The 25,755-nt window shown below is 44.7% G+C and carries 23 protein-coding genes; 9 read left to right on the top strand and 14 right to left on the bottom strand.

Annotated features, from left to right (window positions below; genetic code table 11):
• Positions 1-133: 133 nt before the first annotated feature.
• Together AB6E54_RS19570 and znuA are read right to left on the bottom strand one after the other, a co-directional pair.
• Positions 134-3,496 carry a helix-turn-helix domain-containing protein gene (locus tag AB6E54_RS19570; protein ID WP_372102874.1) on the bottom strand — a complete coding sequence of 1,121 codons (3,363 nt, stop codon included), beginning with the start codon at positions 3,494-3,496 and terminating at the stop codon, positions 134-136.
• Between the two features lie 269 nt (positions 3,497-3,765).
• Positions 3,766-4,656, bottom strand: a complete 891-nt coding sequence (znuA, locus tag AB6E54_RS19565; RefSeq protein ID WP_017067380.1) for a zinc ABC transporter substrate-binding protein ZnuA — start codon at positions 4,654-4,656, stop codon at positions 3,766-3,768.
• A gap of 83 nt (positions 4,657-4,739) precedes the next feature.
• On the opposite strand from znuA, the gene znuC reads away from it, so the two are divergent.
• Both znuC and znuB read left to right on the top strand, forming a co-directional pair.
• Positions 4,740-5,519, top strand: coding sequence for a zinc ABC transporter ATP-binding protein ZnuC (znuC, locus tag AB6E54_RS19560; RefSeq protein WP_017061943.1), 780 nt, complete (start codon positions 4,740-4,742; stop codon positions 5,517-5,519).
• Positions 5,519-6,304 carry a zinc ABC transporter permease subunit ZnuB gene (znuB, locus tag AB6E54_RS19555; RefSeq protein ID WP_017061944.1) on the top strand — a complete coding sequence of 262 codons (786 nt, stop codon included), beginning with the start codon at positions 5,519-5,521 and terminating at the stop codon, positions 6,302-6,304. Before znuC ends, znuB begins: the two co-directional genes overlap by 1 nt.
• 114 nt (positions 6,305-6,418) lie before the next feature.
• Here znuB and sucD read toward each other — a convergent pair whose 3' ends face one another.
• The 8 genes from sucD to sdhC form a co-directional block, all read right to left on the bottom strand.
• Positions 6,419-7,291 carry a succinate--CoA ligase subunit alpha gene (gene sucD / locus AB6E54_RS19550; RefSeq protein WP_017061945.1) on the bottom strand — a complete coding sequence of 291 codons (873 nt, stop codon included), beginning with the start codon at positions 7,289-7,291 and terminating at the stop codon, positions 6,419-6,421.
• Positions 7,291-8,457: an ADP-forming succinate--CoA ligase subunit beta gene (sucC, locus tag AB6E54_RS19545; RefSeq protein WP_010436793.1), complete on the bottom strand. Its 1,167-nt coding sequence runs from the start codon at positions 8,455-8,457 to the stop codon at positions 7,291-7,293. The genes sucD and sucC overlap by 1 nt, the downstream gene beginning before the upstream one ends.
• A gap of 206 nt (positions 8,458-8,663) precedes the next feature.
• Positions 8,664-9,872: a 2-oxoglutarate dehydrogenase complex dihydrolipoyllysine-residue succinyltransferase gene (odhB, locus tag AB6E54_RS19540; RefSeq protein ID WP_017056410.1), complete on the bottom strand. Its 1,209-nt coding sequence runs from the start codon at positions 9,870-9,872 to the stop codon at positions 8,664-8,666.
• Between the two features lie 21 nt (positions 9,873-9,893).
• Complete coding sequence (sucA, locus tag AB6E54_RS19535) at positions 9,894-12,710, bottom strand: 2-oxoglutarate dehydrogenase E1 component (protein WP_017061946.1); 2,817 nt, start codon at positions 12,708-12,710, stop codon at positions 9,894-9,896.
• A 97-nt stretch (positions 12,711-12,807) separates the two neighbouring features.
• Positions 12,808-13,521, bottom strand: a complete 714-nt coding sequence (locus AB6E54_RS19530; protein WP_010436773.1) for a succinate dehydrogenase iron-sulfur subunit — start codon at positions 13,519-13,521, stop codon at positions 12,808-12,810.
• Positions 13,522-13,533: 12 nt separating this feature from the next.
• Positions 13,534-15,300: a succinate dehydrogenase flavoprotein subunit gene (gene sdhA / locus AB6E54_RS19525; protein ID WP_048606450.1), complete on the bottom strand. Its 1,767-nt coding sequence runs from the start codon at positions 15,298-15,300 to the stop codon at positions 13,534-13,536.
• A complete protein-coding gene (sdhD, locus tag AB6E54_RS19520) occupies positions 15,301-15,648 on the bottom strand; it encodes a succinate dehydrogenase, hydrophobic membrane anchor protein (RefSeq protein WP_010436768.1) in 348 nt (115 codons plus the stop codon). It abuts the gene before it with no gap.
• Positions 15,642-16,034 (bottom strand): succinate dehydrogenase cytochrome b556 subunit, encoded by a 393-nt coding sequence (gene sdhC / locus AB6E54_RS19515; RefSeq protein WP_017061948.1) that lies wholly within the window; start codon positions 16,032-16,034, stop codon positions 15,642-15,644. The genes sdhD and sdhC overlap by 7 nt, the downstream gene beginning before the upstream one ends.
• A 417-nt stretch (positions 16,035-16,451) precedes the next feature.
• On the opposite strand from sdhC, the gene AB6E54_RS19510 reads away from it, so the two are divergent.
• On the top strand, positions 16,452-17,741 hold the full coding sequence (locus tag AB6E54_RS19510) for a citrate synthase (RefSeq protein WP_017061949.1): 1,290 nt from the start codon (positions 16,452-16,454) through the stop codon (positions 17,739-17,741).
• 248 nt (positions 17,742-17,989) lie between these two features.
• Here the strand turns inward: AB6E54_RS19510 and AB6E54_RS19505 are convergent, their stop codons facing one another.
• Positions 17,990-18,748, bottom strand: coding sequence for a Nif3-like dinuclear metal center hexameric protein (locus AB6E54_RS19505; protein ID WP_371724297.1), 759 nt, complete (start codon positions 18,746-18,748; stop codon positions 17,990-17,992).
• Positions 18,749-18,854: 106 nt separating this feature from the next.
• Here AB6E54_RS19505 and AB6E54_RS19500 point away from each other — a divergent pair, with 106 nt between their 5' ends.
• On the top strand, positions 18,855-19,613 hold the full coding sequence (locus tag AB6E54_RS19500; RefSeq protein WP_372106387.1) for a DUF1853 family protein: 759 nt from the start codon (positions 18,855-18,857) through the stop codon (positions 19,611-19,613).
• A 122-nt stretch (positions 19,614-19,735) separates the two neighbouring features.
• On the opposite strand, the gene pgm is transcribed toward AB6E54_RS19500, so the two are convergent.
• Both pgm and seqA read right to left on the bottom strand, forming a co-directional pair.
• The gene (gene pgm / locus AB6E54_RS19495) at positions 19,736-21,382 is read right to left on the bottom strand and encodes a phosphoglucomutase (alpha-D-glucose-1,6-bisphosphate-dependent) (RefSeq protein ID WP_017061952.1); all 1,647 of its coding nucleotides are present in this window, start codon (positions 21,380-21,382) and stop codon (positions 19,736-19,738) included.
• 92 nt (positions 21,383-21,474) lie between these two features.
• On the bottom strand, positions 21,475-22,014 hold the full coding sequence (seqA, locus tag AB6E54_RS19490) for a replication initiation negative regulator SeqA (protein WP_017061953.1): 540 nt from the start codon (positions 22,012-22,014) through the stop codon (positions 21,475-21,477).
• Between the two features lie 93 nt (positions 22,015-22,107).
• On the opposite strand from seqA, the gene AB6E54_RS19485 reads away from it, so the two are divergent.
• The 3 genes from AB6E54_RS19485 to fldA all read left to right on the top strand — a co-directional run bounded on the left by AB6E54_RS19485 (position 22,108) and on the right by fldA (position 23,788).
• Positions 22,108-22,869, top strand: coding sequence for an alpha/beta fold hydrolase (locus tag AB6E54_RS19485; RefSeq protein WP_017061954.1), 762 nt, complete (start codon positions 22,108-22,110; stop codon positions 22,867-22,869).
• A 108-nt stretch (positions 22,870-22,977) separates the two neighbouring features.
• Positions 22,978-23,196: a DUF2788 domain-containing protein gene (locus AB6E54_RS19480; protein WP_004737900.1), complete on the top strand. Its 219-nt coding sequence runs from the start codon at positions 22,978-22,980 to the stop codon at positions 23,194-23,196.
• Between the two features lie 58 nt (positions 23,197-23,254).
• Positions 23,255-23,788 carry a flavodoxin FldA gene (gene fldA, locus AB6E54_RS19475; RefSeq protein ID WP_010436745.1) on the top strand — a complete coding sequence of 178 codons (534 nt, stop codon included), beginning with the start codon at positions 23,255-23,257 and terminating at the stop codon, positions 23,786-23,788.
• Between the two features lie 96 nt (positions 23,789-23,884).
• Here fldA and AB6E54_RS19470 read toward each other — a convergent pair whose 3' ends face one another.
• Positions 23,885-24,391 (bottom strand): DUF4442 domain-containing protein, encoded by a 507-nt coding sequence (locus AB6E54_RS19470; protein WP_017061955.1) that lies wholly within the window; start codon positions 24,389-24,391, stop codon positions 23,885-23,887.
• A 207-nt stretch (positions 24,392-24,598) separates the two neighbouring features.
• Here AB6E54_RS19470 and fcrX point away from each other — a divergent pair, with 207 nt between their 5' ends.
• The gene (fcrX, locus tag AB6E54_RS19465; protein WP_017061956.1) at positions 24,599-25,045 is read left to right on the top strand and encodes a ferric iron uptake transcriptional regulator FcrX; all 447 of its coding nucleotides are present in this window, start codon (positions 24,599-24,601) and stop codon (positions 25,043-25,045) included.
• Between the two features lie 57 nt (positions 25,046-25,102).
• The gene (locus AB6E54_RS19460) at positions 25,103-25,720 is read left to right on the top strand and encodes a prepilin-type N-terminal cleavage/methylation domain-containing protein (RefSeq protein WP_371724299.1); all 618 of its coding nucleotides are present in this window, start codon (positions 25,103-25,105) and stop codon (positions 25,718-25,720) included.
• The last annotated feature ends 35 nt before the right edge of the window (positions 25,721-25,755 follow it).

Genomic DNA, 25,755 nt, shown 5'->3' with positions numbered 1-25,755 from the left:
CTCGTATCTCGTATCTCGTATCTCGTATCTCGTATCTCGTATCTCGTATCTCGTAGAAGCATAAAAAAGCCCCAACACGAATGTCGAGGCTAAAGTATCTTTATTTATGTTCTAGCTGAGTATCCGCTGCGTGCTACTCTTCGTTGTTTTCAGCAAACTTAGATGGTGACATGCCAAAGTGGTGCTTAAACCTTTGACTGAAATAGGAAGGGTCATTGAACCCCGAATCAAACGCCACATCAGAGATCTTCTCTCCAGCGAGTAAGCGCTCACACGCATGCTCTAGACGTACTTCATTCAAGTGCTCTTTGAAGGTCTTGTTGTAAGCCGATTTAAAGCGTCTCTGTAAGCTTCTCTCAGACATAAACAAATACTTAGCGGCAGTTGCAGTACTGAACTCGGCATCAGCGTAGTTTTCACTCACAAGCTGCGACACTCTGTTCTTCCACTCTTGTTCCGCTGTCAGTTTTTGTTGCTCTGGTGTTGAGGCGGCAAGCTTAATGGTTTCAATCTGTTCAATTGTGCTGGCTTCAAGATTGTCGAGTACTTGATACTCAATTGGCCACGAAAGCTGAACCTTATTTTGAGACTCCGAAACAAAGGCATTAAGCTCACCACCGCTCTGATTCATCAATAGCGGCAGCTTTTCGATGTTAAGGTCGGTCGACTTTCCGGTATTGTCACCCATGCTTGATGCCAGTTTAGGGAAAGGCATCCCATGATCTCGAATGGTCACAACAAGATGCTCCTTAACCTCTTCAACCAGAACCACCATACTCTGCGACTTAAAGTTTCTCTTGATGATGCTCGCAACCAAGCTATTGAAGATAATATCGAGATTAAAATACAGCAACGAAACATATCGTTGTTTTGTTTCGACTTTAATATCCAGTTCAATACCGGCTTTGGTTAAGTCATCCTGCCAAGCTTTGAGTACCACCTCTAAGATTAAAATTATATCGTAACAAACTTGCCCTTCTCCTTGAGGCGTATTACTCAATTGAGCTAAGCCATTTTTCAAGGTTAGAATCGGCGACTTCCCGAGCTCGTCATTCCAATTCGGGAGCATCGCAGCAATATGATTCACTTCAGAAGAGAGTTCATTGGCAGTGTGAGACACAAGCGCATTCTTCACGGATAGCTGCTTTTTAAGCTGTTGATTAGTGGCGAGTAATATCCGGCTTTGGTGCCTCAATTGGTCTGTCTTCAGTGCAACTTGCGCTTTTAAGTGCCGGTTGGCAAAAGTGACATAACGCGAACGCCAAAAGACTAAGATAGTCACAACGCCAATCAGTAATATCAGAGAGCTTGCTGCAGCCCAATTGGTCAGATACCAAGGCTCCGCAATCGAGAAGCTTTGATTGGTTGACACAAAGCGATAATGGGAGTCTTTAACCGGCTTCACTTCAAGTGTGTAATCCCCTGGAAGAAGATGATCGAGCGTTAACAAGCCCCCTTCAAACTCACTCCAAGGTTCATCGTCGCTCAGTCGGTATTCCATCGCAGGTGCGAACGTTGCTGGTAAGATACCTAGCTTAAACCCCATCGATGAACCATAAGGAATCTCATCCAGCTCTGCCGTTTTCCCGCCAAGTGATACCGTTTGTTGGTCGACACTTATCTTACTCAACAAGGCACGGCTATGAGGTGTAGTTGATACCAGTAACTCGTTAGATAACGCGCTGACTACACCATACTTTGAGCCGAAAACAAGCCTCGAAGGTTGGCTATCTTGACTGTAAAAAAGAGCACACGCTCCTGCCGCCAGTTCATTGGTGATCAAACCAAATGGCGAACCTATGTGTTTATGCAGTTGCCCATCCAATCCGTAATAACTGATGCCTTTCGAAGAGCCTAACCAAACACCATTGTCATCGCTTATCAGGCAGTTGGGGCTAATATTGTCTTCAACAAGAGTGATTTCTTGAATAATAGAGCTGTCATCCGGGATTCGATACACGCCATAACTGCTCGCAAACCACTGCGCTCCATCCTTCGCTTTTTCAATATCGACGACTTTGCCAAACCGTTCGCTGGAACGACTAAAGCTAATTCGTTTATCAATGAACGAGTAGAAGCCATGATCCGTTCCTATATAGATGCGACCTAGCAAGCCTACATTGAGAGCGGTGATCTTCGCAGGCAAGAACTTGTCGACTAACCAGTCAGTGCCATAACTCGTCAGTTTCATGGTTTCGATAGATAACGAATAGAGGTTTTGCCCAGAGGTCATCCAAAGAACGTTATCGGCTTGAAGCGCAAGGTTTTCAACACGCACTCCCTCAATTGGCCTTGGTAAATCAAGGGCTTCGGGTTGTAGTGTTTCCGTATTTAGACTGATGATACCTTGTTCGGTCGCTAACCAAATGGAAGAGCCAAAGATCTCAAAATCATTAACAGGGTTAGAGTAAACACGAATTGGGTTCTCTTCACTTTCAGAATCAACCAAGTAGAGCCCCATTGAAGACGCGACCCAAGATAACTGGTCACTGACAGTCAGTACTTTATTGATCACCACACTACTCGAATGCATGCCCATTCCAGTTAGGGGTGTTCTCGAGAAGGTTTTGCTGAACAGTGAGAAGTATCGGATACCGTTGTTTGTCGCAACCCACATACCACCAGCATGATCGTTTATCAACGAATATATTTTCTCACCCGGTAACGAGAAGTCTTGACTAGCGGCTTGTTCGAATCGAGTAATTTGTCCCGTAATAAAGTTGTAGCTAATAAGGCCGTGCTCTGTACCAATCCAATACTGGTCCGAAGTTTCGGCCAACGAGAGAACATGCGACCCTTTAACGATGGTCTCTTTGTCTGGGTTCGCGAGATCAACAATCACAGCACCATTTAAAGTACCGATCACTAACTCACGTCGAGCATTCGAAAAATAAACCGTCTCAATATGGTTTTTGTCTGATGCGGTGACATGGGTAAACTCTTGATTCTCTGAAAGGTAAACGCCAGAACTGGTCGCTAGCACCCACTTTGATAGTACCCACTCAGCGTCGTTAATCGCAATGTCACTGCTGTTATTGTATCGGTACAGTTTAAGTAGAGAGTAGGTGTTGAATTCTAAAGATTGAGTGTTGTAGGTATAGAAATTACTGCCGTCAGTAACCCAAATATAATCGCCTGATGCACCGATATTCGCTATTTCAGCGCCGGGACTTAGGCTAAACGCCAATTCGTTGCCAATTCCAGGGTTATGTCGATAGACCTCATTGTCGAAAAATGTCCAAAACTCATCGTTCAGAAAGGCGACTCTTTCCGAAGAAAATTGCAGTAAGCTTCCCTTGCGAGGGAATAGAGTTCGACCATCGTAAAAGAGTACTTTTCCATGCACATCATGAACCCAGAGCCCACCTCCGGCACCTAAATACAAGTTTTTAGCCGCAAGGAAATTCCCTTGCGCTTGAGCGGGCAAAGGATAGAAAACGGAGGGCGAGGTATTTACCGCTAGAACGCTAAATGAAATGCTCATTAACATGAACATTTTGAAGATAATTCGATACAACTCTTAATCCTGAACAGCAACAACACATGAAATTTTGGGTACCACAACGTCTTATCGTTGCTAAACCAAAAACTGAGTTTTTTTGTGCTTATTATTATCTTTCCATTTTAGCGGAAATTAGAAAAGGAGAAAGGAGGTTTGTTATTTGTTAGGAGGTTTTATCTTAGCGGTCACGAAAATGCCGCAAAAAGCGGCATGATTCATAAATTAACGAGAGCAAAGTAGAGTAAAGAATACTCGTTTATGACTTACTTCTCGTCTAAGCAACTTGTATAGCTATCTGTAAGTTGCTGAAGAAAATCGAAATAGCTTCCACTCTTCACTTCAACTGTTGAACCGATAGGGTCAAGCTGACCTTGTTTTGCGTTACTTCCGCGCGTCACTGATTCAATCACAGCAGGAGTGAATTGAGGCTCAGAAAACACACATTGAACGTTTTCACGTACTATCGTTTTCTTAATAGCGATCAGGCTTTTTGCACCCGGCTTACGCTCTGGGCTCACCGTAAAGTGACCTAAGTTATTTAGCTCAAACTCTTGCTCAAAGTAACCATACGCGTCATGAAAAACGTAGTAACCTTTGTCTTTCACGGGTGCAAGTTGCTCTCGAATAGACTGTTGCTTCTCTTTCAATGCAATCAGGAATGAATCGAGATTCTCTTGGTACGCCATTGCGTTGTCTGGATCAGATTCAATCAACTTAGCTGAGATGTATTTTGCAGCTACTTCAACTTGCTCGATACCTAACCAAAAATGCGGGTCATGGCTACCGTGGTGGTGCCCTTCATGTGCATCGTGGTCATGCTCTTCGTGTCCGAACTCTCGCAAGTTGATTCCGGGAATATCACTGATCTTGATAACATTTTCTTTTGAACCAATCACCTTAGTCAGAAAGGCTTCTAGGTCAGGGCCGAACCAGATGACCATATCGGCACTATGAACTTTTTTGACATCCGATGGCTTAAGCGCATAATCATGCGGCGAAGCATTGCTGTTCATCAACACATCCGGCTCACTAACGCCTTGCGTTAATTCTGTCACAATCATTTGAATTGGTTTAAAGCTTGTTAGAATAGTATTGGCACTTGCGACACTTGGCGCTAAAAGCAAAGTAGCAAGTATAAAAGATGAACGTGACATAATACCTCGATAATAGAAAAGTAGCTTAGGCTTGAGGTAAATGTTACATTATAACATTAGCGAATTGCAAATGAGTTCTATTCATGGATAACTTAATCCAACTAGATTCTGTGAGCGTCGAATTTGACGGTCGAAAAGTTCTAGACAACATCTCTCTAAATTTAGAGCGCGGCAGAATCACCACCCTGATTGGGCCAAACGGTGCAGGAAAGTCGACATTAGTAAAAGTGGTACTGGGTTTACAGACCAAATTTTCAGGCACAATAACAAAAGCTAAAAAACTGAAAATTGGCTATGTACCACAAAAATTAAAGCTCAATGATTCCCTACCGCTCAACGTAGAGCGTTTTCTAAAACTCACTGGCAATTTCAGTCAGCAAGAGATCCTTGAAGCATTGAAGCTTGTTGGTGCTGAACATCTGCAGAAGAGTAACATGCACCAGCTATCCGGCGGAGAAAACCAACGTGTACTCATTGCTCGTTCATTGCTAAGAAGACCAGATCTACTGGTTCTCGATGAACCGGCTCAAGGCGTCGACGTTCAAGGGCAAATAGACCTGTATGACTTGATTGACACCATTCGCCACCGCTTTGGTTGTGCCGTATTTATGGTTTCACACGATCTGCATTTAGTGATGGCAAAAACAGACGATGTTATCTGTTTACACCACCACATCTGTTGCTCAGGCGCACCTGCAGACATCAAACACCATCCTTCGTATATTGCGCTCTTTGGCACCGCGACCCAAGAGACGCTAGCGTTTTATCATCACCAACACGAACATCACCATCATGATCTCGCAGGCCAGCCTGTCGAAGGCGACGTGCATGAATGTTCAAACCATAAACACGGACACCACTAATGCTTGAGTTTCTTCTTCCCTCTATTTTGGCGGGTTTGGGTATTGCACTAATTGCAGGCCCACTAGGTTCATTCGTGGTGTGGCGTAAGATGGCTTACTTTGGTGACACGCTTGCTCACGCTTCTTTGATGGGCTTAGCACTTGGCTTTCTGTTCAACATTAACTTGTATTTCGCGCTGCTGATTTGTTGTTTGATGCTGGCCGTGTTGCTAGTGACTTTACAAAAACAAAAGCTGGTCGCGACCGATACCCTACTCGGTATTTTGGCGCACAGTGCGCTATCACTTGGTTTGGTTGCTGTCAGTTTCTTAGATAACGTTCGTGTTGACCTAATGAGCTACCTATTTGGTGACTTGCTGGCAGTATCTCCAACGGATTTAGTGTTCATCTATGCGGGTGCTGCTGTGATTGGATTAGTACTTGCTATCTTTTGGCGACCACTACTATCAACGACGGTTAACGAAGATCTCGCGGCGGTTGATGGCATCAACATTGATTTAATGCGTCTGATTCTGATGCTATTGGTCGGTATCGTGATTGCTGTCGGTATGAAGTTTGTTGGTGCGTTAATCATGACATCGCTACTGATTATTCCTGCAGCAACGGCAAGGAAGTTCTCGAGCACACCTGAGCAGATGGCCTTCCTTGCATCAATTATTGGCTCTATCGCTGTATTCGGTGGATTAAGCTTGTCTTGGTTCTATGATACGCCTGCTGGCCCGTCTGTGGTTATCAGTGCGGCAGCAATGTTTATGCTATCTCAAATGGTTAGAAGTCGAGCTTAGCACTTAGCAGTACGATCTCGTATCTCGAAAACATAAAAAAAGGCTTGGTCAGTGACCAAGCCTTTTTAATATCGTTTCAATTAACTTCTATCTCAATCGATAAAAGCCAGCTGATTACCAACCCGTGATTTCACGTAGGCCTTTACCGATGTCAGCAAGAGACTTAACAGTCTTAACGCCTGCTGCTTCTAGTGCTGCGAATTTATCTTCAGCAGTACCTTTACCGCCAGAGATGATTGCGCCTGCGTGTCCCATACGTTTGCCCGGAGGAGCAGTAACACCAGCGATGTAAGATACAACTGGCTTAGTTACGTTTGCTTTGATGAAATCAGCCGCTTCTTCTTCCGCAGTACCACCGATTTCACCAATCATTACGATTGCTTCAGTTTCTGGGTCTTCTTGGAAAAGTTTCAAGATATCAATGAAGTTTGAACCTGGGATAGGGTCACCACCGATACCAACACATGTAGACTGACCAAAGCCTTCATCTGTTGTTTGCTTAACTGCTTCGTATGTCAGAGTACCTGAACGAGATACGATACCTACTTTACCCTTCTTGTGGATGTGACCAGGCATGATACCAATCTTACACTCGTCTGGAGTGATAAGACCTGGACAGTTAGGACCGATCATGCGAACGCCAGTTTCTTCTAGCTTCACTTTAACGTCGATCATATCTGTTGTAGGGATACCTTCAGTGATCGTTACGATCAGTTCGATACCTGCATCAATCGCTTCTAGGATTGCATCTTTACAGAAAGGAGCTGGTACGTAGATAACTGTTGCTGTTGCGCCAGTTACTTCTACCGCTTCACGTACTGTGTTGAATACTGGAAGGCCTAGGTGAGTTTGACCACCTTTACCAGGTGAAACACCACCAACCATTTGCGTACCGTATGCGATAGCTTGGTCTGAGTGGAATGTACCTTGACCGCCAGTGAAACCCTGACAGATTACTTTAGTGTCTTTGTTAATTAATACAGACATTATTTAGCCTCCGCAGCAGCAACAACTTTCTGAGCAGCATCTGTTAGAGATTCAGCTGCAATGATATCAACATCAGAATTAGCAAGTACTTCGCGACCTAGGTCTGCGTTTGTACCTTCTAGACGAACAACTACAGGAACTGTTACGCCGACTTCTTTAACTGCACCGATAATACCTTCAGCGATCATGTCACAACGAACGATGCCACCGAAAATGTTTACGAGTACTGCTTTAACATTGTCATCAGAAAGGATGATCTTGAATGCTTCAGCTACACGTTCTTTTGTCGCGCCGCCGCCTACATCAAGGAAGTTTGCTGGCTTGCCGCCGTGTAGGTTTACGATATCCATCGTACCCATCGCAAGGCCTGCACCGTTAACCATACAGCCAACGTTACCATCTAGTGCTACGTAGTTCAGTTCCCACTGTGCTGCGTGTGCTTCGCGCTCATCTTCTTGAGATGGATCGTGCATTTCACGTAGTTTAGGCTGACGGTACATCGCGTTTGAGTCGATGTTGATCTTGCCGTCTAGACAAAGCAGGTTGCCTTCGCCAGTAATTACAAGCGGGTTGATTTCTAGTAGAGCTAGGTCATACTGAGAGAACATTTGGCCAAGACCCATGAAGATCTTAACGAACTGTTTGATTTGATCGCCAACTAGACCAAGTTTGAACGCCAGTTCACGGCCTTGGTAAGCTTGAGGGCCTACTAGAGGATCGATCGCTGATTGGTGAATCAACTCTGGAGTTTCTTCAGCGATTTTCTCAATGTCCACACCGCCTTCAGTTGACGCCATGAATACAATTTTACGCGTTGCGCGGTCAACAACAGCACCTAGGTAAAGTTCGTTAGCAATGTTTGATGCTTCTTCAACTAGGATCTTAGTTACAGGCTGACCATTAGCGTCTGTTTGGTAAGTCACTAGGTTTTTACCTAGCCACTTTTGTGCAAACTCTTTAACGCCTTCTTTGGTGTCATGTAGCTCTACGCCGCCCGCTTTACCGCGGCCACCAGCGTGTACTTGACACTTAACGACTTTCTTGGCTGTACTGATACGACCTGCAGCTTCGAAAGCTTCTTGTGCAGTATCACATGCGAAACCTTCTGGTACAGGCAAACCGAATTCTGCAAACAGCTGTTTGGCTTGGTATTCATGCAAATTCATTTTGATATTCCGTTTATTTTCCCTTAAGGGATTATTATTTCCATAACGACACAGTTTCCTGTGTTACGTCTGTAGGGTCTTCTCAAAACAACTGCTGTCCATTTTCTAATGGCTTTACAGTTCAATTGAAGGCCAGACGTTGAGCAGCCTAGCCTTTGAAACTTTTTACGTCTAGCTAACGGGGTTAACTAGACGTTTTAGCGATACTAAACGTCTAATAGCAGACGTGCAGGATCTTCTAGAAGCTCTTTGATGGTCACTAGGAAGCCAACTGATTCACGGCCATCGATTAGACGGTGGTCGTAAGAAAGCGCTAGGTACATCATTGGTAGAATCTCTACCTTGCCATCAACAGCCATTGGACGGTCTTGGATTTTGTGCATACCCAAAATTGCCGCTTGAGGCGGGTTGATGATTGGCGTAGACATTAGAGAACCAAATACACCACCGTTTGTGATAGTGAAGTTGCCGCCCATCAGTTCATCAACCGTTAGCTTGCCGTCACGACCTTTGATTGCTAGCTCTTTGATGCCTTTTTCGATATCAGCGAAACCTAGTGTGTCACAGTCTTTGAGTACTGGAGTCACTAGACCACGTGGCGTAGATACCGCCATGCTGATGTCGAAGTAGTTGTGGTAAACGATATCTGTACCATCAATAGAAGCGTTCACTTCTGGGAAACGCTTCAGTGCTTCTGTTACTGCTTTCACGTAGAAAGACATGAAGCCAAGACGCGTATCGTGACGTTTCTCGAATTGGTCTTTGTACTGCTTACGAAGGTCCATGATTGGCTTCATGTTCACTTCGTTGAAAGTAGTCAGCATTGCTGTGCTGTTTTTCGCTTCTAGAAGACGGTTTGCAACTGTCTTACGCAGGCGAGTCATAGGCACGCGTTTTTGGCTGCGAGCCGCTGCTGGCGCTTCAACTGCTGGTGCAGATGCTGCTGCCGGAGCCGCTTTCGCTGCTGCTAGGTGTGCGTCGATGTCTTCACGAGTAATACGACCACCAACACCAGTGCCTTTAACGTCAGCTGGTTGTAGGTTGTGCTCAGCAAGCAGGCGACGAACAGCTGGGCTTAGTGCGTCGTTGTTCTCTTCTGTTAGCGCAGCTTTATGGCGCTTATCAGGAGATGCTTCTGTATCTTCAGTGGTGTCTTTCGTTGGTTCACCAGCGACAGCACCCGGCTTGATTTTAGCCAAAAGCTGCTTAGAAAGTACCGTAGCACCCTCTTCTTCGATGATAGCTTCCAGAACACCCGCTTCAGGAGCCGGTACTTCTAGAACTACTTTATCTGTTTCGATATCTACAATGACTTCATCACGTGCAACCGCTTCGCCCGGTTTTTTGTGCCAAGTAGCAACTGTTGCATCAGCCACAGATTCAGGTAAATCTGGAACCAGAATTTCAATTGTCATGTGCGTATTTTCCTTTTACTTCTAGTTCTTAAGTAGGGTCAAAGCGTCGTCAACTAACGCTTTTTGTTGTTTCAAGTGTACTGACATATAGCCAACAGCTGGTGATGCTGATGCAGGACGACCTGCGTATTGAATATCAGCACCTACTGGGATAGCAGCTCGGAAATTATGTTGGCTACTGTACCAAGCACCTTGGTTTTGTGGCTCTTCTTGACACCAAACGTAATCGACTACATTTGTGTATTGTGCGATGGCAGCTCTCACGTCCTCATAAGGGAACGGGTAAAGTTGCTCAATACGTACAATAGCGACATCGTCTTGCTCGTTCTTACGTCTTTGGTCAAGCAGGTCAAAGTAAACCTTACCTGAACAGAACACGACGCGTTTTACGTTCTCAGGAGCCAGATCATCAATTTCTGCGATAGCTGGTTGGAACGTGCCTTCTGCCAAATCTTCAAGAGAAGAAGTACACAGAGGGTGACGAAGCAATGACTTAGGTGACATTACAATCAGTGGACGACGCATTGGTCGAACAACCTGACGGCGAATCATGTGGTAAACCTGTGCCGGTGTTGAAGGAACAACAACCTGCATGTTTTGTTCAGCACATAACTGAAGGTAACGCTCAAGACGTGCAGAAGAGTGCTCTGGGCCTTGGCCTTCATAACCGTGAGGAAGCAGCATAGTTAGACCACATAGACGTGCCCACTTTTGCTCACCTGATGAAATGAATTGGTCGATAACAACTTGTGCACCGTTTGCGAAGTCACCAAATTGAGCTTCCCAAAGGGTTAGACCGCTTGGCTCTGCTGTCGCGTAACCATACTCAAATGCGAGTACCGCTTCTTCAGATAACACAGAGTCAAACACTTGGAATGGCCCTTGTTTATCATGAATGTTCGCAAGAGGAACATACGTGCTTGCATCTGATTGATTGTGCAGTACTGAATGACGGTGGAAGAACGTACCACGACCTGAATCTTGGCCTGAGATACGAATACGCTTACCGTCGTCAACAAGTGTTGCGTATGCCAGAGTTTCAGCCATACCCCAATCGACTTGTTTCTCACCATTCACCATGGCAGTACGATCGTTGTACAGTTTATTTACTCGGCTTTGCAGCTTGTGGCTGTCCGGGTATTGACAAAGTTTGGTACCAAGCTCTTTCAGGCGCTCGATATCAATCTTGTTATCCCACTCGATGTTCCAGTCGTGACCTAGGTAAGGAGACCAGTCTACTGAGTGAAGTGCCATTGGACGCCACTCTTTAACCACAACTTCACCGTGATCAAGTGCATCACGATATTCGTTAACTAGCTGAGTTGCTGTATCAATACCAAACTCACCGCGCTCCATTAGCACGTCAGCGTAAAGCTTACGTGGTGTTGGGTGCTTCTTGATTTTTTGGTACATCAAAGGCTGTGTTGCATTCGGCTCATCGGCTTCATTGTGACCGTGGCGACGGTAACAAACCAAATCAATAACAACATCACGCTTAAACGTATTACGGTAATCCAATGCAAGACGCGCAACAAACGCAACCGCTTCTGGATCATCAGAGTTAACGTGGAAAATCGGAGCCTGAACCATCTTCGCGATATCGGTACAGTACATCGTAGAGCGTGTATCGCGAGGGTTAGACGTTGTAAAACCAACTTGGTTGTTTACAACGATACGAACCGTACCACCTACACAGAAACCACGAGCTTGAGACATGTTAAACGTCTCTTGTACTACACCCTGACCAGCGATAGCTGAGTCACCGTGGATAGTAATTGGAAGTACACGGCTACCATCATTATCACCAAGGCGATCTTGACGTGCACGTACTGAACCGATAACTACCGGGTTTACGATTTCTAAGTGAGATGGGTTAAATGCTAGTGCTAAGTGAACGTTGCCGCCTGGCGTTGCGAAGTCCGCAGAGAAGCCTTGGTGGTATTTCACATCACCAGTACCCCACGTGTCATCGTGCTTGCCCGCAAACTCGTCAAACAGGTCTTGTGGCTTTTTACCAAGCACGTTGACCAACATGTTTAGACGACCACGGTGAGCCATACCAACAACAACTTCACGCATGCCTTGTCCGCCAGCATGACGAATAATTTCTTTCGTCATTGGGATAAGAGCATCACCACCTTCCAACGAGAAGCGTTTTGCGCCTGGGAATTTCGCACCAAGATAGCGCTCAAGACCTTCAGCAGCAGTTAGCTCTTCTAGGAAAGCTTGCTTTTCTTCTTTGTTGAAAGAGGGTTGACCAGATACAGACTCTAAACGTTGTTGGATCCAACGCTTTTGCTCTGTATTTGTCATGTGCATGTATTCAGCACCAATAGAGCCACAATACGTTTGCTTTAGAGATTTGTAGAGATCTTTAAGCACCATCGTCTCTTGGCCAATGGCGTAAGAGCCGACGTTGAACGTCTCATTGAGGTCATCTTCGGTAAGAGTGTGGAAAGAAGGGTCCAGTTCATCAACTGTCGCTCTTTTCCATAAACCTAGGGGGTCTAGATTTGCTGCTTGATGCCCTCGGAATCGATAGGCATTAATAAGTTGCAGAACCTTTACTTGTTTCGCATCGACATCTGGATCACTAACTTGGACACTGTAATGCTTTGTTTCTTGAGCGAGTCGACGGAAGTATTCACGAACACGAGAGTGTGGTTGTTCCACTGTCTCTGAAGCTTGCACAGGCAGTTCTTCAAAAACACTTCTCCATTCGTCACTTACCGAATCTGGGTCACTTAGATACAGTTCATAGAGTTCTTCTACGTACGTTGCATTGGCGCCAGCCAAGTGTGAAGACTCGAGCCATGCCTTCATCACGCCGTTGTGCATATTTTCCCTTAACCAGTAGTTTTCACGTTTGCTGCGGTCTATGCCGAGCTATTAAAAGGCCGCCCCAAAACTTCTAGGGCGGCAATTTTTATATAACTTAAACCGAACGATTCACTAGCATGGTCTTGATGTGACCAATAGCTTTTGTCGGATTTAATCCCTTAGGACAAACACTTACACAATTCATGATGCCATGGCAACGAAAAACGCTAAATGCATCATCAAGATCGGACAAACGTTCGTCTGTCGCTGTATCTCGGCTATCAATTAGCCAACGGTACGCTGCAAGCAGGCCTGCTGGTCCGATGAATTTGTCAGGGTTCCACCAGAATGATGGGCATGACGTTGTACAACATGCACACATGATACATTCGTACAATCCATCTAAATGAGCACGCTCATCAGGGCTTTGTAAGTTTTCACGAGCCGGTGGCACATTGCCATCAGACACTAAGAATGGCTTCACTTTTTCGTAGTTATCGTAGAACTGAGTCATGTCTACAATCAGGTCACGAACAACGGGTAAGCCAGGCAGTGGGCGAATCACAATCTTGTCTTGGCCCGAAAGCGCAGACAATGGCGTGATACACGCTAGGCCATTTTTACCGTTCATGTTCAAACCATCCGAGCCACATACACCTTCACGGCATGAGCGACGGAATGAGATTGTTGGATCTTGCTCTTTCAACAGAATAAGCGCATCCAAAAGCATCATGTCTGAACCTTCATCCACTTCTAGAGTGTATTCCTTCATATAAGGTTTCTGGTCGACATCTGGATTGTAACGATATAAAGAGAAATTCAGTTTCATGGTCATATCTCCTTAGTACGTACGTGCTTTTGGTGGGAACGCTTCACGATGGATAGGTTCCATGTTTACACCACGCTTAGTCATGCTCTCTGACTCTGGGTTGTAAAGTGAGTGGCATAGCCATTGCTCATCATCACGGTCAGGGAAATCGAATCGAGCGTGTGCGCCACGGCTCTCTGTACGGAAATTTGCAGCAACAGCCGTTGCGAATGCCGTTTCCATCAAGTTTTCAAGCTCTAGACACTCGATACGTTGAGTGTTGAACTCTGTAGACTTATCAGATAGGTGTGCATTTTTCAGACGCTCGCGAATCGCTTTTAGCTCTTCTAGGCCTTCAGCCATTGCTTTGCCTTCACGGAATACTGAGAAGTTGTTCTGCATACATTGCTGAAGATCTTTACGGATTTGCGCTGGATCTTCGCCGTCTGTGCTGTTTTCCCAACGGTTGTAACGCTCTAGTGAACGCTCAATGTCAGCTTCAGTTGCAGGTTTCGCTTCGTCTTGCTTCTTCAGTGTCTCACCTAGGTGTAGACCTGTCGCACGACCAAATACCACCAAATCAAGCAGTGAGTTACCACCTAGACGGTTGGCACCATGTACTGATACTGATGCGATTTCACCACAAGCAAAGAGACCTTGGATTTCAACATCGCTGCCGTCTTCGGTTTGCTTAATAGCTTGACCAGAAACTTGTGTTGGAACACCACCCATCATGTAGTGACATGTCGGGATTACTGGGATTGGCTCTTTCACTGGATCAACGTGAGCAAAGGTACGAGAAAGTTCACATACACCAGGAAGACGAGATTCAAGCGTCTCTTTACCTAAGTGATCAAGCTTAAGCTTAATATGTGGACCCCAAGGGCCATCGCAACCACGACCTTCACGAATTTCAACCATCATTGAACGAGCAACAACATCACGACCCGCTAAGTCTTTAGCGTTTGGTGCGTAACGTTCCATGAAGCGTTCGCCGTCTTTATTGAGAAGGTAACCACCTTCACCACGACAACCTTCCGTTACCAATACACCTGCACCAGCGATACCCGTTGGGTGGAACTGCCACATTTCGATGTCTTGCATAGGAACGCCAGCACGAATCGCCATACCAACACCGTCACCAGTATTAATATGTGCATTGGTTGTTGATGCGTAGATACGACCAGCACCTCCGGTAGCAAGGATTGTTGCCTTCGCTTTGAAGTAGCAAACCTCACCGGTTTCCATGCAAAGCGCAGTAGTACCTAAGATTGCACCATCTTCGTTCTTAACAAGATCCAGTGCATACCACTCAGAGAAAACAGTCGTTTTGTGTTTAATGTTTTGTTGGTAAAGCGTGTGAAGCAGAGCGTGACCAGTACGGTCGGCTGCAGCTGCGGTACGAGCCGCTTGCTCACCACCAAAGTTTTTAGATTGACCACCGAAAGGACGCTGGTAAATAGTACCGTTCTCAAAACGAGAGAAAGGTAGGCCCATTTTTTCGAGTTCGATTACCGACTCAGGACCGTTTTTACACATGTATTCGATAGCGTCTTGATCACCGATGTAATCAGAACCTTTTACTGTGTCATACATATGTTGTTCCCAATGGTCTTCATGCGCGTTACCAAGAGCAACAGTGATGCCGCCTTGCGCTGAAACCGTATGAGAACGAGTAGGGAAAACTTTAGAAAGCAATGCACAAGAAAGGCCTTGCTCAGAAATTTGCAGTGCGGCACGCATACCTGCACCACCAGCGCCGATAACTACGGCATCAAACTCACGAACAGGAATAGTCACTTACGCACCCCACAAAATAAACAGACCAGAGAAGAAATATCCAAGAAGAACTGCAACAACACCGACTTGAAGACCAACACGCAGTTTTGCGCATTTGATGTAGTCAGTTAGTACTTGCCATAGGCCGATCCACGCGTGAACCAAAACAGAAGTAAGCGCTAACATGGTGAAGACTTTAGTGAAGGTTCCACCAAAGAATTGCGTCCAAGATGCGTAAGAGATATCACCAGAGAAAGCACAGAAGCTAACTAGGTAGATAGTGTAAAGCGTCATAATGATGGCAGTTGCACGAATCAATAGATAATCGTGGACACCATTACGACCAAAAGTAGAAACGTTGTTTACCATACTAAGATCCCCGCTAGTAGAGACAATACCGCTGTTGCTGCGAATGCAACCTTAGCGCTCTTAGCGCCAGATTCCAGCTCTTCAAAGTGACCAAGGTCCATAAGAAGGTGACGAATACCACCAGCAATGTGGTAAGCCAAAGCGGTTAAAATGCCCCACAGAATAAACTTCACGAAGAAACCATCGACAATGTCGCTAGCTTCGGCAAAGCCTACTGGGGATGAGAGGGAAATGGATAGTAACCAAAGCAGAATTCCAATCGCGACAAAAGTTATCACCCCAGACACACGGTGTAGGATGGAAGCTATTGCTGTGATTGGAAAGTGGATGGTCTGTAAATCTAAATTAACAGGTCTTGTCTTTCTTTCTTTCACGGGCTTGCTCACTCAGCTCCATTGAGCATTATGGTCATTAAATAACCTTATGATATTGTTATGGACAAAATTTGATTGTAAACCTTCAAAATTTAACATTAACTTAACAAATAACTGAAGTTGAGCCTTAGATAATTGTAAAATAATTGTTAACTGCTCGATTAAGAAAGACACCTCACATTTCTTCTTAGCCTTGCATTTATAAGGTTTTAACCAAACTTTTCAGCGTCACTATACGACTGGCAACATTCTAATACAATTGATGTAACAAATAATGCTACACAGACCAGATTTTTAACGAATTTAATGTAAAAAACACTAACAAGTGCACACAAAGCTTCAGAAAAATTGACTTTCCCACGTAAGACCAGTAAAAAAATGGCACATAAACATCCTGGACGGATTAAATAATAAACAAAGGAGATTGTTATGGCGGATAAGAAAGCTACCCTTCACATTGAAGGTCAAGCGCCAATCGAGCTGCCGATTACAGAAGGTGTACTTGGTACTCCAGTGATCGATGTTCGTACACTAGGTTCTAATGGTTTTTTCACTTTTGACCCTGGTTTTCTTGCCACTGCATCCTGTGAGTCTCAAATCACTTTTATTGACGGTGGAAAAGGCATTCTTTTACATCGTGGTTATCCAATCGACCAACTTGCCAATAACGCTGATTACTTAGAAGTATGTTACATACTTCTTTACGGTGAAGCCCCATCTCGAGCTGAGTACGAAAAGTTCAAGACTACCGTGACACGTCACACTATGGTGCACGAGCAAATCGCTAGTTTCTTCCACGGCTTCCGTCGTGACGCTCACCCTATGGCTGTAATGTGTGGTGTTGTAGGCGCTCTAGCGGCGTTCTACCACGACTCACTTGATGTCAACAACGATACACACCGTGAAATTGCGGCATACCGCCTGATTTCAAAAATGCCAACACTGGCTGCAATGTGTTACAAATATTCAATCGGTCAGCCGTTTATCTACCCACGTAACGACCTAGGCTACGCAGAAAACTTCTTACACATGATGTTTGCAAACCCATGTGAAGAGTATGAAGTGAACCCTATCGTTGCTCGTGCAATGGATAAGATTTTCACTCTACATGCTGACCACGAACAGAACGCTTCTACGTCTACAGTGCGTCTTGCTGGTTCATCTGGTGCTAACCCGTTTGCGTGTATCGCAGCAGGTATCGCATCACTTTGGGGCCCAGCTCACGGCGGTGCAAACGAAGCTTGTCTGCGCATGCTTGAAGAGATCGGTAGCGTAGATAACATTGAAGAATACGTTGCGAAAGCAAAAGACAAAGATGACCCATTCCGTTTGATGGGCTTCGGTCACCGTGTTTACAAGAACTACGACCCACGTGCAACAGTAATGCGCGAAGCGTGTCACGAAGTGCTTAAAGAGCTAAACATCCAAGATCCATTACTAGACGTGGCGATGGAACTTGAGCGTATCGCTCTTTCTGATGAGTACTTTGTTTCTAAGAAGCTATACCCGAACGTAGATTTCTACTCAGGTATCATTCTGAAAGCAATCGGTATTCCAGTATCTATGTTTACAGTAATCTTCGCGATGTCTCGTACCATCGGTTGGATTGCTCACTGGAACGAAATGCACAGCGATCCGACGAACCGTATCGGTCGTCCTCGTCAGCTATATACTGGTGAAGAACAACGTGACTTTAAAGCACTTCACGAACGTGAATAGTTGCTATAAATCATAATGTTAAAAGGGGTTGATGTGAGAACATCAACCCCTTTTCTTTTGTACGCTCTCAACTTCGTCATCCTCAAGAATGCGAAGTGAACGAATAAAATAATATCGTCATCCCCAAGAACGAGGGACGAATGAGTTGGGGATCTCCTTAAGCGAGCAGATAAACTATACAGGTTACCTGCTCAATTCTAGAGAACGACGCATACACTCGACTCGTACCCCTTATCTCGCATCTGCTCTTAAACTGGGTTATCGATATCAATAAACTCAACATCCAAGCCATGTTCTTCCGCTAACCATTCACCTAACGCTTTTACACCGTATCGCTCAGTCGCGTGGTGGCCAGCAGCAAAATAATGAATGTCTTGCTCGCGTGCTGAGTAAGTAGTGCGCTCAGAAATTTCACCAGAAATAAAAGCATCAATGCCTTGAGAAGCCGCTAGCTCAATGTAGTCTTGACCACCACCAGTACACCAACCGACGGTCGTTATCATTTTGTCTTGGTTTTCTGGAGCGATATGCAGTGGTTTACGATTTAGAGCTTGATCGATTTTTTCTGCGAATTCAGTACCTGTCATTGGTGTTTTTAATCTACCAAACATAGCAACCGATTGTGGGTGCCCTTCCAAGCCACCTTCTACTTCAATATCAAGCAGTTCAGCGAGTTTGGCGTTGTTACCAAGTTCAGGGTGGATATCAAGCGGCAAGTGATAACCTAAAAGGTTGATGTCATTTTTAATTAGGGTACGAATACGCTTGCCCTTCATGCCACGAATTGCCTCTGACTCACCTTTCCAAAAGAAACCGTGATGAACCAACAAAGCGTCAGCCTCTAGCTCAACCGCTTTATTAATCAAAGCTTGCGAAGCTGTTACACCAGTAACGATTCGCTTCACTTCTGTCGCGCCTTCAACTTGAAGACCATTAGGACAGTAATCTTTAATCTGCTGTGGCTGCAGTTTTTCGTTAAGTAGCTTTTCTAATTGTAAGTTAATCATTTTTCTTTCCAGCTTACCTTTATAATAACGTCGTTATATCAATTTACGGGTAGAATGTCGAAAGCCCCAGGGTTATGTTTATAAAGAGCTAGTTTATGAGGAAGAGATGACAGCACTGCAACGTTTTTACCAATGGGTCATCGACTCACCGCCATTACTAGAAATCAAGCCACCGGTTTCGGATCTCAGTGCATTCTCTAGCAACCATGCCATCGACTCATCACATACTTATGAGGGTAATCCTAGATTAGGTTTCCTCTACCAATATCTATGCGAGCAAGTGATCGCTGCCTCACCGAATTACTCGATAAAGCACGACGAGATTCAGATCAATGTGGAAGGCAGAACTCTCGGTGCAATCGACTTTATTCTTAAAGAAGAGAGCAGCCCAAAGCTGGAACATTGGGAAGTGGCGATTAAGTTTTATCTGCTCCACGAACAAACATGGTTTGGACCCAACTCTCACGACCAATTGGATAAGAAACTCGACAGGATGCTCAGCCACCAACTCGAAATGTCCTCTTCTGCCGCCTTTGTTGAGCAATATCCAGAAATCGATGTCGACTCAAAACACTTACTGATGCAAGGTCGTCTATATACCAACCCTTTCTTAGAGCAAAACATACCGACAAAATGCTTGGGCTATGACATTAACCCAAGCCAAGTAAACGGCTTTTGGTGCTATCAAGATCAGGCTCATTTAATCAGTGAACCACTGTATCCACTCACCAAAGAGCAATGGGCAGCAGGGACGGATGATTTCAGCAGTCAGCCGATCACCGAGTTCGGTGATCGCTTCGTCCATGGGCAAACAAAGTCGGGGCAATTCTGGTTTGTGATGCCACAAAGTTGGCCACACGGTTAGTCGTCTGAGCTAACTCAGTTACCTTTTCCCGCTTATACGTAACTAACACAAACAAAAAGGGTTGATGCTTTCACATCAACCCTTCTTCTATTTACTTAGCAACTCTAGTAATCGAGATTCGATTATAGGCCAGCGGCTGCAAATACTTGGTTAACAATCTCTTGAGCTTCTGCTTCGATTGCTTTCAGGTGCTCTTCACCCTTAAAGCTTTCACAGTAGATCTTGTAGATGTCTTCAGTGCCTGATGGACGCGCAGCAAACCAGCCGTTCTCAGTTGTCACTTTCAAGCCACCAATCGCAGCACCGTTACCTGGAGCGTGTGTTAAGCGTGCAGTAATTGCATCACCAGCCAACGTCTCAGCAGAAACCATCTCTGGAGATAGTTTCTTCAGCACGTCTTTCTGTGCACCATTTGCTACCGCTTGAATACGGTTGTACTTAGATTCACCGTGTTTAGCGGCAAGTTCTTCGTAGTATTCTTGTGGGTTCTTACCTGTCACTGCTGTGATCTCAGCCGCAAGCAAGCAAAGAATCAGGCCGTCTTTATCTGTTGACCAAGGCGTACCGTCTTTACGTAGGAAAGAAGCACCTGCGCTCTCTTCGCCACCAAAACCAAACTGGCCGTTGTATAAGCCATCAACGAACCATTTGAAACCAACTGGCACTTCACAAAGTTCGCGACCTAAGTCAGAAACTACGCGATCGATTAATGCACTTGATACTAGTGTCTTACCAACAGCAACGTCTTTACCCCAACCTTCACGGTTACGGTATAGGTAATCAATACAAACCGCTAAGAAGTGGTTTGGATTCATCAAACCTTTAGGTGTCACGATACCGTGGCGATCGTAATCTGGGTCGTTACCAAATGCTAGAGCGTACTCGTCTTTAAGCGCCAGTAAGCCTGCCATTGCGTATGGAGAAGAACAGTCCATACGAACTACGCCATCTTTATCTAGAGACATGAATTGGAATGAAGGGTCAACCGCTTCACTTACCAGAGTAAGATCTAGATTGTACGCTTTACCAATTTGACGCCAGTAATCAATACCGCTGCCACCCAGTGGATCAACACCAATCTTGATGTTTGCTTTCTGGATCGCTTCCATATCCACGACGTTAACCAAATCAGCGACGTATGGCGCGACTAGGTCAACTTCTTTTACTAGCTCAGACTGTTTAGCCTGTGCGATAGGCGTACGCTTAACACCTTGCATTTGCTCAGCAATGATCACGTTCGCACGGTCTTCAATCGCTTGAGTCAGTTCAGCTTCAGCTGGGCCACCGTGTGTCGGGTTGTATTTAATACCGCCGTCTTGAGGTGGGTTATGTGAAGGCGTGATAACAATGCCGTCGGCTTTTTTGTCATTCACTAGGTTGTGCGTAAGAATCGCGTGCGAGATACCAGGTGTTGGAGTAAAGCCGTTGTTTTCTTGAATAATAACTTCAACACCGTTCGCTACAAGCACTTCGATAACCGTAGAGAACGCAGGCTCAGATAGAGCGTGAGTATCTTTACCTAAGAAAAGAGGGCCAGTTGTACCTTGCTCGGCACGAACTTCAGCAACCGCTTGTGCAATTGCTAGAATGTGGTTTTCGTTAAATGTTGATTTGTCTGCTGTACCGCGGTGACCTGAAGTACCGAAAAGTACTTTATGATCTGGGTTCGTAGCATCCGGTTGCTGTAAGAAATAGTTAGCAACTAAAGCCGGGATATTATGAAGATCTTCCTGCTGAGCTTTCTGCCCAGCACGAGGGTGCATAGCCATTTTTCGACATCCTTATATATAAAATTTTAAAACAAAAAAACCTCATAATATCTTCTTATCCATGGATATTATGAGGTTTAAATCAGATTTCGTTAAATTGAACCTGTTACTTTTTCTATCAATTCTGCTTGGAAATTCATGCGGCTCATAAGCTGCTCAACCATCTGTCTTTTTCGGCTTGTATTGTTATTAGTAATAACCCAAAAAGGACTTTGTGGAATAGCTTTAGGCTTAGTCGTGTTGCCGTTTGCTAGCAACGTCGCTTCGTTATCTGCAAAGTAAACGCGCTTACGGCCTTTTACTTGAGTTGCTTCTGAAAAGCTTAAAGGGTCGATTTTATGCAGTGTTGATAACACAAGCATGAAACGATCAATGGCTTTCTTTAGTGATGCAAACTCATCTGATATTAGTAGTGAGCGCATTTCTTTAACGCCATCGAACTTCTCTGGAGTAAAGCCTACCTCTTTGCTAACAACGATACCTTTTGGCTCAACGATCTCTTCGATCGGAGCCATGCCTTGGCTATCAACCTGTAACAAGCGGCGCAGAATATCTGAAGCGCTTTCGCCAATACGTTCTGTCTGACCCGCAATAAAACGGTATAGGTCCTCATCAACCTCAATTGTTTTCATTCGCTTTTCACAATCTCAATGTTTAAACTCTGGGGGATTATAGCGAGATCCGCGCGGATACTCTACGTCAAACCCACCATGAATAAGATAAAAATGTCAGTACAGCTCAACTATAAAATTGAAGGTGAGGGTCACACCATTGTTTTGATCCATGGGTTATTCGGTAATCTGGACAACCTTGGCTTGCTCGCTAGGGATCTAAAAGCCGATCATCAGGTACTTAGTATCGATCTCCGCAACCACGGTCAATCCTTCCATAGTGACACTCATAACTATCAAGCGATGGCACAAGACGTGGCTCAACTGCTGCATGATCTTAAGTCAGAAGACGTCACTGTGATTGGTCACTCGATGGGTGGCAAAGTAGCGATGGCACTGACACAACATCTTGCGCTGCATAAATTGATTGTCTTGGATATGGCTCCGGTCGCGTACACTCAGAGTCGCCACGACAACGTATTCGCAGGCCTGCAAGCCGTGATAGAAGAAGAGCCGACTTCACGCTCAGATGCACTCAAGGTTCTCGCAAAACATATCGAGATCGATGGCGTTCGCCAGTTTTTAACCAAATCTTTGTTCAAAACAGAGCAAGGCATCATGGAATGGCGCTTCAATGTTGCTTCGTTATTGAGCAACTACCCACATATTATTGGTTGGGAACCGATCGAGAAAACCTCGGTCAAAACCTTGCTCATTAAAGGTGGGGATTCAGATTACCTCACCGCAGAACATCAAGCAGCCGTTCAGCAGCAATTTTCTAACGCAAAAGCGCATGTCATTGCCAACACAGGTCACTGGCTGCATGCTGAAAAACCAGCAGAAGTACTTAGAGCAATTAGAAAATTCATCGCTTAACTGCGCTTTTTCGTGCAGATAAATGAGAGCTGTGTAATTACTGCAGATTAACTTTATCTCACAACAGTGATATAGTGCGCCCAAGCAAAATTGGTATATAAGGTTCCCATGCTTTACGACTACATGAACATCATCGAATCTGTTGGTTTAGATCTCCTGTTTGCCGCGATTTTCTTTTTAATCGGTATGGCAATTAAGGACGTTCTCAAGCAGGGAAATGTTCCTCCATTTGGTCGTCGCATCGTATGGTTAGTACTTTTCCTTGGCTGTGCGGGTTTTATCGCCAAAGGGATAATCCAACTAAGCTGGGAAGGAACTGGGATCTAACGATTCTCTTCCGAACTTTATTACACCGACAACAGACAAAATGAAAGGTAATGATTCTATGGCAAGTGTAGGTCTCTTCTTTGGTAGCGATACAGGTAACACTGAAGCTGTTGCTAAGATGATTCAAAAGCAATTGAGCAAACAGCTCGTTCACGTTCAAGACATTGCAAAAAGCAGCAAAGAAGATATCGATAACTTCGATCTACTGCTGCTTGGTATCCCTACGTGGTACTACGGCGAAGCACAATGTGATTGGGATGACTTTTTCCCAGAGCTAGAAGCTATTGATTTCTCAACTAAGCTTGTTGCTATCTTTGGTTGTGGCGACCAAGAAGATTACGCAGAATACTTCTGTGATGCTATGGGTACTATCCGTGACATCGTTGAAGCGAAAGGCGGTACTATCCTAGGTCACACATCAACTGAAGGCTACGAATTCGAAGCATCGAAAGGTTTAGTTGAAGGCGATGACAGCCAATTCGTTGGTCTATGTATCGATGAAGACCGTCAACCTGAGCTAACTGATGAGCGCGTATCTAACTGGGTTAAACAAATCCACGAAGAGATGTGCCTAGCAGAGCTAGAAGACTAATTCTCTAGTGGTTGTTAATTGTTACAGTTAATAACCATTATGTAGATATGAAAAAACCTCCTTATAGGAGGTTTTTTGCTATTTAAAATCTATTAATTAGCACTCAGCCTCTAATGCTTCATCATCATCTCTAAATTGCGGCTTCTTTCTTACATAGAGGGTGCGTTGAATTTCTGAAACCACATTACCCTGCTTATCTTTCACGTGAATAATAAATTCGGGGAAACACTTTTCACCGAGTTGCGTCTGACGATAGATATCGTCAAGCTGCCCTTGCCTTATCTCAAAATCTGCATACAAGTCCGATTGCCCCGGCTTGATGAAGTTAATGCTCGCTTCTTTATCCCAAACATAATATCGTTCACCTAAAATTCCCATTAACATCAATGAGTAAACGGGATCGGTAAGAGAAAAGATACTGCCGCCATATTGAGTACGATTGGCGTTCTTATTCCACCAGCGTAGCTTAAGTACTGTCTTAACAACCCTAAAGTCAGTGCTAATGTGGGCTATTCGAATACCCGCTCCCCAAAAGGGAGGCCAAATATTAAGAGCAAATTTTACAATGTTGGGTTTATATATTTTTGCGAGTTGCTTATTCATAACAACATTCCATGTTCATATCAGAAACACCGTCACCTTGACTGGTCGTACCTCCACTATAAGTGAGATACTTCCAATTTACAAAACAGATTGTGATGTCAGTAAGTAACCCTTTGAAGTTCGTGGTTTATTGTTATGCCTGACTAAACTATAATGGTATTAATATTGAATTCTGTTAATTGCTGCAGATCATCAACAGGAAAGTATATGTCAGACAATAATCAAGCGCTAAAAGATGCAGGTCTTAAAGTGACCCTTCCACGGCTCAAAATTTTAGAAGTATTACAACAGCCAGACTGCCAACATATTAGTGCTGAAGATTTATATAAGAAGCTGATCGACCTAGGTGAAGAAATCGGTCTTGCAACCGTTTATCGAGTACTTAACCAATTCGATGACGCTGGCATTGTAACTCGTCACCACTTCGAAGGCGGCAAGTCTGTATTTGAACTTTCTACACAGCACCACCACGACCACCTTGTATGTTTAGATTGTGGCGAAGTGATCGAATTCTCTGATGACATCATCGAAGAAAGACAGAAAGAGATTGCTCAGCGTTACAACGTGCAACTAACAAACCACAGTTTGTACTTGTACGGCAAAAGCATTAACGGAGATTGCAAAGGCAATCCAGACGCGCATAAAGCGAAGTAGTAATACAGAACGCTGGCTTAGGCCGGCGTTTTTTATATAGGGCATCATAAAGTATCCATGAAAAGAATCCCGCTAGTTAAGGCTTTTACTTTAATTGAGATGTTGGTTGTTGTAGTGATTATTGCAGTGCTTGCTATTGTTGCCCTTCCCCGTTTTCTTAACATTCAAACCGATGGCCGTATCGCTCTGTTTGACGCTGCTCAATCTCAATTTCAAACTGCGATCACGTTTGCTCACAGTAAATGGCTGGTCAGCGGCGGCGGCAACGCTGAAATGAATGACATGCCAGGTTTTGGGGAAGACGGAGACGGCAATGCTCAATTGGACATAAATGACGTCGGCTACCCACTCGGCGTCGATAAAGGCAACCCTATGGGGCAGCCTTACAACATAGGTCAAGGTGACCAAGGGTGTGTGTCAATATGGAATGCCATTATGACAACCGACCTGACCGCTACTACAGACCCGAACCAGTCCAACAATTTTGATTTTATTACCCGCCGTCAAAACCATAGTTTTGTTGCCAAAGACGATACTCCTCAAAACAAACTCGCGCTTTGCTACTTCATCTACACTGGAGTCGATTTCGACAGCGATCCTGGTAATGCAGGTTATGTTTTCTGGTACAACTCACGCACGGGTGAAGTAACCCAACAAGACCCTAATAATCCCTAAAACTCTGGCTCTAGTGCTTAAAACGCTAGTTGGTC

The sequence above is a fragment of the Vibrio sp. 10N.247.311.49 genome, from assembly GCF_041467655.1.
GTDB classification, from domain to species: domain Bacteria; phylum Pseudomonadota; class Gammaproteobacteria; order Enterobacterales; family Vibrionaceae; genus Vibrio; species Vibrio crassostreae_C.
This window is presented reverse-complemented; position numbering and strand designations above follow the sequence as displayed.